We start from the raw sequence: 9,797 nt of genomic DNA, 5'->3' as shown, positions 1-9,797 counted from the left end.
GAGATGCAAATGCTGACGATTACCGAGACGAAAAAGGTCGAGCTGAACACGCCGGATGACATCGCCCGTCATCTGGAAGGGGTCTTTGCCGAAATGGCGGAGGGCAGCGGGTACAAGGCCGGCGAAGCGGTCAACATCGCGAATCGCGCGAGCCTTCACCCCGATCTGGCAATCGGCGATGTCGGGGTCATGCTCTGTGACCTGCCGCGGCAACCGTGGTCGTGGGTGCTGGTCTACGCCAAGGGCGGCTCACCGATCGCGATCCAAGTGCCGACCGACATCCTCGCCAAGCGTGAAGCGGAGAGCGCCGGCCAATGAGCGACGCTGCCCAGGACACCATCAGCCTGACGGCCCTCAATGGCCGCATCGCCGAACTCGAATTCCAACGCAACCGCGCGCAGACCCGCGCTGCCGTCATCGCGGGCGAGAAGGCCGAGGCGCTGGATCTCGTCCGTATCCTCAAGGCTGAGGTCGAGCGCCTTACTGCCCTCCTGAACGACAGCGGCGGCCCTGCGGCTGCTGTCGCCTCTACCGAACCCGAGACCCCGCTCGCGCCGACCGGCGCTGCAGCGATCGCTCCCTGAGGCGATCCGGTCCGGCCTGAGCCGCCCACCCCCAACACCCGCAACTCTGTCCGACCCGCGCGTGGCTCACCGCCGCGCCGCGCCCGTTCGGCTGTTCGACGCGAGAGCCCTTCATGGCCGGCCTTCCGCAGTTCCTGATCTCGACGCAGACGGACCCCTATTGGGAGATCCCGTTCTTCGATGCCGCCGGCAATCCGCTGTCGGTCGAGGGGCGGGTCTTCGAGGCCTGGATCGCGCCGGCCACGTCGAAGTCGGGCGTGGGCGAGCCCGTCGCTCCGATCAAGGTGCTCACCTTTCAGGACGGCTTGTCGCTGGTGCCGCCGACCGATGGCAGCGGCGACCAGACCGTTAAGAACACCTTCGTGCATCAGGTGTCGCGAGCCTTCGCCCAGGCGAATTTCCCGCGCGGCGAGCTGACGGCCGACATTCTGGAGGTCGTGAACGGCGCCCGCCGCCTGCTCGTGCCGGTGCGCCTGCGCTACGACGACCCGGCTGCCATTCGGGACTTCGTCGCTGACCGGGCCGGCGTCACCTTCGGGGCTGGCAGGCAGCCGATCGTGACGCCGGTCGCCGTCGCGGGCCAGGCGGGCCGGCGTGGCTCCGGGTTTCTCTCTGGGGAAGGTCCGCCAACGGCCGCCGATGGCGAGGATGGCGACTACTGGATCGACACCGCCGCCGACCCGCGCGAACTCTACGGGCCGAAAGGCGGTGGCGTGTGGCCCGGCGAAAGCGAGCCGATCACCTCGAAGCTGACGCCCGAACTGCGAGCTTTGCGCGACGCCGCTCTTGAGGCCTCCGCAGGCGCTGCCGCCGGAGCGCAGGCGGTCGCTGCGGACCGGCAGGCCGTCACCGCCGACCGGCAGGCCGTCGATATCGGCGCCACCCAGGTCGAGAGCGTCCGCCAGAACGTGGTCGCTGCACAGGCGCAGGTCTCGCAGGATGCGGCTGCGTCAGCTGCGGCGCGTGAAGCCGCCGCCCGCGCCAAGGACGAAGCCCTCCAGGCGCAGGCCGCAGCGGATGCGCAGCGCATCGCGGCTCAGTTCGCGGCCGGCGATGCCCGCCAGTACGCCGCCCTCATCGGCACCGCGGCTCTCGATTTCAACTTCGACACCGACCCCTCCTCGCAGAACGATTGGAATTCCTGATGGCTCGCCAGCCCCGCCAGCTCGCCGGCATCGGTGCGAGCGACCTCCCGAACCAGGCTTCCGTGGACGCCTACAAGGGGCCTCCGCGTGAGATCGTCGTCGGGACGGAAACCCTCCATATCCAGGATGGCGAGACGCCCGGCGGCATCCCGCTGGCGCGCCGCAGCGATGTCGCGCTCAAGCTCGACAAAACCCTTCCGCTCGCTGGCGACCTCCTGTCCCGCCCGGCCGAGGGGAAGATCCGCGAGCGCAAGAGCCTGCTCGATTTCATCGACCCGGCCCTGCACGCCAGCATCGCTGATGGGACGATTGCGAGCACTGTCGATCTGAGCGACGCGCTGGCCAAGGCGGCCGCCTATGTCCGCGCCGGGCTCGGCCGCCTCGTCATTCCCTCGGGTGTCTATCCCTACAGCGTCTCGCCGCAATGGGCGGTTTCGATGGGGCGGATCGACATCGAGGGCGAGGTGCGGTTCCGCTACACCGGGACCGGCCGCGCCTTCATCCTGAACCAGGGCACCGCCAGCACGACCGTGCACACCTACAACATGCACGTCGGCAAGCCGTCCGCGCCCCTCATCATCGAGGCCGGCGCGGGCGCGGATCACGCCGTCTTCGCCAAGGCGATCAACCATTCCGAGCTGCATTTCGTCGTGCGCGGCTGCGGCCCGAACTCGGCCGCGCTCTACACCGAGGGGGGCGTCTGCTCGAATTACGGGTTGGTCGCCTCCGTCAACGAGAGCGGCTGGTATCAGGGCGCCAAGCCCGGCTTCGGCTGGATCGCGGCCGGACTGACGGGCGAGGGTGCTGCCGGACAGTGCAGCTACGTCATCCTGAAGGATCCGAAGATCGAGGGCGTCGCCAAGGGGGCGGTGCTGCGGTTCGCCCTCGGCTCCGGCATCGTCGGCGGCACCATCGAAGGGTGCTCGGATTATGCCATCGACATCCTCGCCGGGTGCGATGAGTGCATCATCGAGCGCCACGATCTGGAGGCAAACGGCGGCTTCGACATTCGGGACAACGGCCGAGGAACGCGCATCGTCAACTGCGACAGCACGGCGAAGAACCTGTCCCATCAGACGACGAGCGGCATCCTGATCGGTGGGGCCTCGGTCAGCGCGCAGATCAAGGGTGGACGCCACAACACGGTGATCGTCCTGGCCGGCGCAAAGGGCCTGCGCGCCATGATGTTCGATATCGGCCGCGACGGCGACGGCAACATGTCAATCCAGGGCGGAGCGACGGTTTACCGGCGGGGCGTGTTCAACCGGCAGACACAAGCCTTCCTGCCTGATCTCGATGGCGACGCCTCCAGCGTGAGCGCGTCCGCCACCGGCCTGTCCACGCCCCGCATCCTCGCCGACTGGCTGAAATATCCGATCAGCCTGGAGCGCTTCGGGTGCAAGGGCGATTTCAACGGCACCACCGGGACGGATAATCAGACCCGCCTGCAGCAGGCAATCGCTTCCGGGGAGCAGTTGGTGCTCCCTCCCGGCGCGCGTTACCTCACCGGCGCACCTCTCGCGGTCACCAATCAGGCTTTCCAGATGACCGGCGGTTACCGCTCGTCGGCCCTCGTGTTCGCTCCCGGCGTGTCCGGCGGGGTCATCAAGCAGGACAAGCAGGAAAACGCGACGCACATCGAGAACGTCGCCTTCCTGACCCTCGGGCAAGAGGCGGGGACCGGCCTGTCCGTGACCTATGCCGCCGCCGACAGCGGCAGCTTCCGCAACGATGTGCGCTGTAACCTGAAAAACATTACAGTTCGCGGTGTAAATTACCTTCAGCACGGCTGGGACGTCGGCATAGAGACCATCGACGTTCACAACCTCCAGATGGAAAACCCGAACGTAGTCGGACGCCGGGACTTCGATGCGGACAATGGTGGCCGCCTGTCGTTCGGCACAATGGATCTGGGGATTCGGAATTTCGGTTCCAGCCTACTCAGTATTCCAAGTGATGGTCTGATCTTCAATCCTCGCGTTGCAAACGCCAAACTCGGCATGATTTCCGAGGGACAGGTAGAGGGCTTCCGCGTCTTGGATCCGATCATTATCGCTGTGTGGCAGGCTATCGAAATCAACAACGCGAGTGAGCGGCCGTGGGGGCGCATAGCTGGTGGCCACTTGAGCCCCATTGATCTCGGCATTCGTGTCATCAACTGCCCGGACATGGATATCTCCGACATCCTGTTCATTAAGGGCTCGCCGGCTGGGGTGTTGTCGGACGGGACGCCTGGAACGCTCGCTATCCGGGCGGAGAAGTGCAACGGTATCCGCGTCAAGCGGCTGAAGCTCCAGAACTACTCCACTGGCAAGAGTGCGGGCGGTGCGTGGAACGGGATCGAGCTGAAGGATTGCCAAGTCGCCAGGATTGCGGAGATCGAACATTTCAAACCCACGACCGGCTTGAAGCTGCTCGGGACTACCGACCGCTGCAAGTCCAAGGAATACGAATGCCTGAGTGACTATGAGGGCGAGACCGCTCGCGCCGAGTATGTCGATCTGTCCAGTGGAACGCAGAACGTTCGCGTCGAAGGCAACCTGCCGGCTGGGCGCGCCAGCAACGCCGGCGCCATCAGCGTGTCGGGCACGGTCAACAACAGCGTGAGCATCTTCGTGCCTGGGGCCGAGGTCGGGCAGCGCTACCGCATCGACGCCCATGTGCAGCTGCAGGTGGGCGGCACGGCCGGGCAGGCGAACCTGTTCCTGCAGAACGATGGCGGCGGCGCAGGTGGCGGCTTCGACGACAACGCTTCCTACATCGCCGAGCGCCGGGACGTGGCGGCGAACACGACGCAGGAGATCCACCTGACCGGCGTGTACCGGGTGACCGCTCGCGGCTCGATTGTGATGAAGCTCGGTCTCCAGACGCTCTCGACCACCGGCACGATCTCGGCCGGCCGCGCGCAGATGAGCGCGACTCTTCTCTAACTCGCAGCGCCACCCGGCCCGAGCCCGACACCTTCCCTCGACAATCGGAGAACACCATGGCCGCCGCCAATTTCGAGCGGGCGCTGGCGCTCGCGCTCGCCCATGAGGGCGGGTACGTCGACCACCCGAAGGACCCGGGAGGGGCAACCAATCTCGGCGTCACCATCGGCACGCTCTCGGACTGGCTCGGCCGGCCCGCCAGCAAGGCCGAGGTGAGGGCCCTCACCCGGGCCACGGTCGCGCCGATCTACCGCAAGAACTATTGGGACCGCGTGCGCGGCGACGATCTGCCGGCCGGTGTCGATTACTGCGTCTTCGACTTCGCGGTGAACTCAGGTGTCGGGCGTGCGATCCCCTCGCTCCAGCGAGCTATCGGCGTCGCGGATGACGGCAGGATCGGCCCGCTCACCCTGGCGGCGGTGAAGGGCCGTGCCGCCGATCAGGTCATCGAGCGGATCTGCGCGGATCGTCTGACCTTTCTCCGCAGGCTCTCGACCTGGGGCACCTTCGGGAAAGGGTGGTCGCGGCGCGTGGAGGGCGTGCGGGCCGAGGCCTTGGCGATGGTGCGCGTTCCCGTGCCGGTGCCGCCTCCCATCACGACCGGTCCCGCGTTCGCCCCGGCGCCGCGCAACCCCGGCTCTCCGGCGGCACCAATGCCGGCTGCCACCGACACCAAGCCGGGCTTCTGGGCCGGCGCGCTCGCCCGGCTCCGGGCCGCCTATCCTCCGAAGGGGTGATCCACCATGGCCGCCGGTATCCTCGCCTCCGTCGCAGCAAGCCTGCTACCCGACATCATGCCGACCATCGGCAAGATCCTCGACCGGGTGATTCCTGATCCGGTCGCCGCGCAGAAGGCGCAACTCGACATCGCCCAGGCCCTGGCCGACCGCGAGCGCGCCTGGGCCGACATGCTGGCCAAGCAGAACGAGCAGCAGGCCGCGATCAACCTCGCCGAAGCGCAGAGCCCGTCCTTCTGGGTCTCGGGCTGGCGCCCCGCCGTGGCCTGGATCTGCGTGTTCGGCTTCGCCTATTCGTTCGTCCTGGCGCCGATGGTGGCGTGGGGCGCAGCGATCCTCGGCACCGCGCTCGGCATCGCGTTCCCCTCGCCGCCGACGCTCGACAACGGCTCGCTGCTCGCCCTGCTCACCGGCCTGCTCGGGCTGTCGGGCCTGAAGACGGCCGAGCGCATCGGCGGCGTCGATCCGAATGTCGGCGTGAAGCTGCTGCGGCGCTGATCCGTGACCAGCATCGACATCGCGAACCTCCTCCACGAGCACGGTCTTCAGGGCGCGCTCGCGGTAGCGGGTGTCGTCATCGGCTTCCTGTTCATGGAAGTGCGCAAAGCGACCGAACGGTATCTCGGCCTGCTGGAGCGCGTCGTCGCCGTCATCGAGGCGAACAAGGCGGCCGCCTCCGACAGCGCCGAGGCATTGAAGGACAACGAGCGCGCCGTCGCCTCGCTGTCGATGGCCATCCAGACCTTGGCGCGCGAGACCGAAGGTGAGGCGCGCGAGGTCCGCCACGGCATTGCCGGGCTTCAGACCTCGGCCAACGCCGTGGCGGAGGCGATCAAGGATCTGATCCGGGGGCGCGCATGACCGGATGGAGGCGCCTCATGTCGTGGCTATTGCCGCATGCCGATCCCGCCGCTGCGCACCGCCGCCTCGATGCCGCGGTGAGTGGCGCCCTGAATGCGAGCGAGGAAACCGCGCGGGCTGCCCGCGATCTGCGGGCTTCGACGGATCGGACGCGCGAATCCGCCCGTCAGATCGAGGAAGGCTCTCGCCGCCGCATCCAGGCGCAGGAGACCCGCCGCCAAGCCCGGGCGGCCACCGCCGCAGAAGACCGGATGATGGATTATTTCGAGCGCCTGCGAGCCGAGACCGGCCGGGCCAGGAAGGGTCACGCCTGATGCGCCGCGTGTTCGAGTTCTTGACGGCGTGGGCGCTCGCCGCCGTCGCGGCCACCTATGTCATCCTCGTGCTCACCACGCCGTTCCACGCCCGGGGGACCGGCCTGCGTGCCGTGTTTCTGGTGCTGGCGTGCTGGGGATTGGTGGCCTACTGGCGCCCGGCCCGGCGGGCGGTCCTGTCGCGCGGCTGGCCGCCGGGCGAACTGCTCTACGCCCTGATGGTCTGGCTGGGCTGCGCCTCCTACGTGCTCAACATGGCGGTGGCGACGCTGTGGCGGCTCTCGGGACAGCCGGCCTACATCATCAACAACGCGGTGTTCGATTTCTGGATCGTGCTCGGTATCTGCGCCCTGGCGATCGGCGTCACGGTGCCGGACCTGTTCGGAAAGGACGTGCCGCCGCGCGACCGGATCCGGCTCGGCACGGCGTGGGTCGGGATGGCCGGCTTGGTCGCGTATCTCGTCCTGGCCCAGCCGAACCTGCGCCCGTTCGCAGAGGCGATCCGCCCCTACATCGACATGGGGCACGATTACCGCGATCCGGACTGATCGCGACCCGCAGCGCCCGGCGATCGAGCGTACACGCCCCTGGATCGGCGACCGGTGGAAGACCGGGGCGCTGCCGTTCGGCGGGTCCGTGCCGGGGTGAGCCTGAGTCAGATGAAAAACCTATGATAATTTTATGTTGATTGTAGTCAGTTTGGGTATGCAACCAAATGGAGAGGCGGCAAGCTTGGCCACGTCGAGGGGGCGCTTCGACTGGGACGAACCATGCCACACACGGAATTTGAAAAGGGGGGATCCGGCGCGCGATCGAGTGATCGGTATGGGCGAGCCCTGTCTGTAGCCGTCGCTGGCCTTGAAGCCATCCGCGATGAAGGGCCCGAATCGGATCCGGCGTATCCCAAAAGCGGAGACATCGAGGCTCACGACATCTGGGGGTTCGACTCGGCGTCGTATGAGCGCGCGCAGACCGCGCGGGAGACGCTAGAGAGCGTTGCCGCGATTATGGAAGAGGGGCAGCCGACGCCGATTTGAGTACCGCAACAGCGCGGCCCGGTTTGCCGGTGCCGGGCTTTTTCATTTCTACCGCCTGTTAGCTGCCGACGCGCCGCCGTATCACGCAGCGCGTCCGCTCCGGTTCGCTGTCCGCCAGCACGGTGAGCCGCCGCCGGCCCCGGTCGGTATTGCCGATGTGCCGCCGCCGTTCCTGCATGGGCCTCGCGAGGCAATCGACCTGATGCGCGAGTTGCGCGATCTTACCCGCCGACAAACCGGGGACACGGGACGCATCGCGGAATGCGTTCGCATCATCCGTGAAGAGACGAAGCGCCAGACCGAGCTGCTCGGCCTGATCGAGCGTGAGCAGGCGATCGAGAACCGGGCTCATCATGATAGGGACCGGCCGTGAGCCCCTGCTTCATCGCCATCACCCCGGCCGGCATGCTCGGCTTGTGATGTGCGGCAACGGATGACCCGCCCGACGTAAGTCGAGGTGGGTCATCATTCGTTAGGTGCTTGATCCTGGATCAGCAGCCGTCATCACTCTGCGCTTGCTTACCCGGCAGCTGATTAGCGCCGACGTTGTTCATCGCGCCAACCGTCTTCGGCGCGCTCGGCTGCTCACCGTCGGCGAGGTTCTTGGTCGACCGGTCCGCATCCGAACTCGAACCACCACCCGCCTGCTGTCCCTGGCTACCGCTGCCGGACTGCCCCTGCTGAGCCATCGTTCCCTTACCCTCTGCCTGCCGGGTCACATCAGCAGGTGAGGTGGCGCGATTGGCAGCCATATTGTTCATTGCACCGACTGTTTTGGGGGAACTCGGCTGCTGACCATCGGCGAGGTTTTTGGTCGAGTGGTCAGCGCTGGAGCTTTTTTCGTTGGCGGCCTGCTTGCCCTGGGTGTTGCACGGCGCTGCGAGTGCAGACGCGGCCGTGAAAGCAAGGATTGCGGTAGCACTGAGTAAGGTTGACATCTTAGTCATGCGTTCCTCCGCAGATTTCTGGCTTCTATAGGAAGCGCAAGCCGTAGAAGGTGGTTCCTCACGCGCACGTGAGGTGACGAGCGGGAGGCCTGCTGAAATGCACCTTCTTTGTCCAGGCGGCTCAAAGGCGGCGGACCCTCGTGCCGGCTTCCCAACCCGACGTCGGCTCGGCAATAGAGCGGACTCGTCCCAACATCGGAGATTGGTAGCGGACGGGGCGCTTCCGCTTGGCGGGCCAGCGCCGGGTCGAGCGGCTTGGTGCGATTTCGGACGGAGCCTGAACAACGGCTGTCGGGCCGCATTGCCACACAGAGCGGTCTTCCGTTCCTCCCAAGACTTGCCCCGCCCGGTCCGCCGGTGCGGGGTTTTTCGTTTCAGCCCCCACGCGCCGCCGCAAGCATCCGCCTCCGCACCTCAGCGATGCGGTCGTCATCGCTATCATCGATCATGACCAATCCTGATCGTCGGCGAGAAACCAAGCCATAAGGAACTCGACCCCCTGTTCGCGTAGGCCAGCCCTCCCCATGAACCGGCCGTCTTGGTCCTCTATGCGCCAGAGGCCAGGGTGCTCGTCACAGGCAATAACCCGGCCGGCCGTCTCGCGATCGACTAGAACCGTGAAGCAGCCCGGCGGACCATCCTGTTTGAGGCGGTAGGCTTGCACCGCGACCTCCCTCAGGCTGCCTGCAGCGTCTCGGCGAAGTCGTCCGGCACATCGCCGAACCGGCCGAGGATCGTCGCGCTCTCCAGCTCGCCTGTCTCGTCGTCGGCCACGATCTGGATGGCGGCGGTGCCCGGCAGACGACCGGCCATCGCTTCAGCCCGCTTGAGGGCACCGCTGCTGGTCGGCGAAACCTGTTGGTCTCCAGGGACGAGCCGCTTCCGCTTCAGCACGAAGGTCTGCACGAGATAGGTCGTCTTCATCGCCATAGCGCTCTCCTCAGGCTGCCAGAGCCGACAGGCAGCCGATCTCGTTTGCTATCTCGGCGAAGCTGAACGTCATGACATGCTGACCGTAGGCGTCGTGCACGTCGACGATCCAGGCCGACCAATCGACCGGGGCGGTGCAGCCATGCATCAGCTCGGCTGCTATGTCCGCACAGACCGGGCGCAGGTTCTCCTCGGTCACGGCTCGCCCCTGGAGGTCGAAGACGACGTCGCGACCGTCTGTGGAGCTATGCAGGATTTTAGGTGACGGAGGCGGTCAGGCGGCGCGGGGATCTGGGCTCGCGGTGACCCTGG

Annotated in this window: 13 protein-coding genes; 9 read left to right on the top strand and 4 right to left on the bottom strand. The window is 66.6% G+C overall.

What is annotated here, in order from left to right; translation table 11 throughout:
• Positions 1-9 precede the first annotated feature (9 nt).
• The 9 genes from MZTS_RS07380 (at position 10) to MZTS_RS07340 (ending at position 7,119) form a co-directional block, all read left to right on the top strand.
• Complete coding sequence (locus tag MZTS_RS07380; protein ID WP_192282912.1) at positions 10-318, top strand: hypothetical protein; 309 nt, start codon at positions 10-12, stop codon at positions 316-318.
• Positions 315-584, top strand: coding sequence for a hypothetical protein (locus MZTS_RS07375; protein ID WP_192282910.1), 270 nt, complete (start codon positions 315-317; stop codon positions 582-584). The genes MZTS_RS07380 and MZTS_RS07375 overlap by 4 nt, the downstream gene beginning before the upstream one ends.
• Before the next feature lie 113 nt (positions 585-697).
• The gene (locus MZTS_RS07370) at positions 698-1,729 is read left to right on the top strand and encodes a hypothetical protein (protein ID WP_192282908.1); all 1,032 of its coding nucleotides are present in this window, start codon (positions 698-700) and stop codon (positions 1,727-1,729) included.
• The gene (locus MZTS_RS07365; protein ID WP_192282906.1) at positions 1,729-4,659 is read left to right on the top strand and encodes a hypothetical protein; all 2,931 of its coding nucleotides are present in this window, start codon (positions 1,729-1,731) and stop codon (positions 4,657-4,659) included. Before MZTS_RS07370 ends, MZTS_RS07365 begins: the two co-directional genes overlap by 1 nt.
• Before the next feature lie 56 nt (positions 4,660-4,715).
• Complete coding sequence (locus MZTS_RS07360; protein ID WP_009864408.1) at positions 4,716-5,396, top strand: glycoside hydrolase family 108 protein; 681 nt, start codon at positions 4,716-4,718, stop codon at positions 5,394-5,396.
• Between the two features lie 6 nt (positions 5,397-5,402).
• Positions 5,403-5,894 carry a 3TM-type holin gene (locus MZTS_RS07355; RefSeq protein ID WP_192282904.1) on the top strand — a complete coding sequence of 164 codons (492 nt, stop codon included), beginning with the start codon at positions 5,403-5,405 and terminating at the stop codon, positions 5,892-5,894.
• Positions 5,895-5,897: 3 nt separating this feature from the next.
• A complete protein-coding gene (locus tag MZTS_RS07350; protein WP_192282902.1) occupies positions 5,898-6,257 on the top strand; it encodes a hypothetical protein in 360 nt (119 codons plus the stop codon).
• Between the two features lie 17 nt (positions 6,258-6,274).
• A complete protein-coding gene (locus MZTS_RS07345) occupies positions 6,275-6,571 on the top strand; it encodes a hypothetical protein (protein ID WP_192282900.1) in 297 nt (98 codons plus the stop codon).
• A complete protein-coding gene (locus MZTS_RS07340; RefSeq protein WP_192282898.1) occupies positions 6,571-7,119 on the top strand; it encodes a hypothetical protein in 549 nt (182 codons plus the stop codon). The genes MZTS_RS07345 and MZTS_RS07340 overlap by 1 nt, the downstream gene beginning before the upstream one ends.
• 547 nt (positions 7,120-7,666) lie before the next feature.
• Here the strand turns inward: MZTS_RS07340 and MZTS_RS07335 are convergent.
• From MZTS_RS07335 to MZTS_RS07320, 4 genes are all read right to left on the bottom strand, one after another.
• Positions 7,667-7,963 carry a hypothetical protein gene (locus MZTS_RS07335; RefSeq protein WP_192282896.1) on the bottom strand — a complete coding sequence of 99 codons (297 nt, stop codon included), beginning with the start codon at positions 7,961-7,963 and terminating at the stop codon, positions 7,667-7,669.
• A gap of 136 nt (positions 7,964-8,099) precedes the next feature.
• On the bottom strand, positions 8,100-8,555 hold the full coding sequence (locus tag MZTS_RS07330; RefSeq protein ID WP_192282894.1) for a hypothetical protein: 456 nt from the start codon (positions 8,553-8,555) through the stop codon (positions 8,100-8,102).
• Positions 8,556-9,230: 675 nt separating this feature from the next.
• Complete coding sequence (locus MZTS_RS07325) at positions 9,231-9,485, bottom strand: hypothetical protein (RefSeq protein WP_192282892.1); 255 nt, start codon at positions 9,483-9,485, stop codon at positions 9,231-9,233.
• 10 nt (positions 9,486-9,495) lie between these two features.
• On the bottom strand, positions 9,496-9,684 hold the full coding sequence (locus MZTS_RS07320; protein WP_192282890.1) for a hypothetical protein: 189 nt from the start codon (positions 9,682-9,684) through the stop codon (positions 9,496-9,498).
• Between the last annotated feature and the right edge of the window lie 113 nt (positions 9,685-9,797).

This window comes from Methylorubrum zatmanii (assembly GCF_014845115.1).
GTDB classification, from domain to species: domain Bacteria; phylum Pseudomonadota; class Alphaproteobacteria; order Rhizobiales; family Beijerinckiaceae; genus Methylobacterium; species Methylobacterium zatmanii.
The sequence above is the reverse complement of the archived record's forward strand: the minus strand, read 5'-3'. Positions and strand labels throughout refer to the sequence as shown.

Excerpts from the sequence above, each read along its gene's own strand:
- MZTS_RS07380 (WP_192282912.1), top strand. The coding sequence starts at position 10 with ATGCTGACGATTACCGAGACGAAAAAGGTCGAGCTGAACACGCCGGAT.
- MZTS_RS07375 (WP_192282910.1), top strand. The coding sequence starts at position 315 with ATGAGCGACGCTGCCCAGGACACCATCAGCCTGACGGCCCTCAATGGC.
- MZTS_RS07370 (WP_192282908.1), top strand. The coding sequence starts at position 698 with ATGGCCGGCCTTCCGCAGTTCCTGATCTCGACGCAGACGGACCCCTAT.
- MZTS_RS07365 (WP_192282906.1), top strand. The coding sequence starts at position 1,729 with ATGGCTCGCCAGCCCCGCCAGCTCGCCGGCATCGGTGCGAGCGACCTC.
- MZTS_RS07360 (WP_009864408.1), top strand. The coding sequence starts at position 4,716 with ATGGCCGCCGCCAATTTCGAGCGGGCGCTGGCGCTCGCGCTCGCCCAT.
- MZTS_RS07355 (WP_192282904.1), top strand. The coding sequence starts at position 5,403 with ATGGCCGCCGGTATCCTCGCCTCCGTCGCAGCAAGCCTGCTACCCGAC.
- MZTS_RS07345 (WP_192282900.1), top strand. The coding sequence starts at position 6,275 with ATGTCGTGGCTATTGCCGCATGCCGATCCCGCCGCTGCGCACCGCCGC.
- MZTS_RS07340 (WP_192282898.1), top strand. The coding sequence starts at position 6,571 with ATGCGCCGCGTGTTCGAGTTCTTGACGGCGTGGGCGCTCGCCGCCGTC.
- MZTS_RS07335 (WP_192282896.1), bottom strand. The coding sequence starts at position 7,963 with ATGATGAGCCCGGTTCTCGATCGCCTGCTCACGCTCGATCAGGCCGAG.
- MZTS_RS07330 (WP_192282894.1), bottom strand. The coding sequence starts at position 8,555 with ATGACTAAGATGTCAACCTTACTCAGTGCTACCGCAATCCTTGCTTTC.
- MZTS_RS07325 (WP_192282892.1), bottom strand. The coding sequence starts at position 9,485 with ATGGCGATGAAGACGACCTATCTCGTGCAGACCTTCGTGCTGAAGCGG.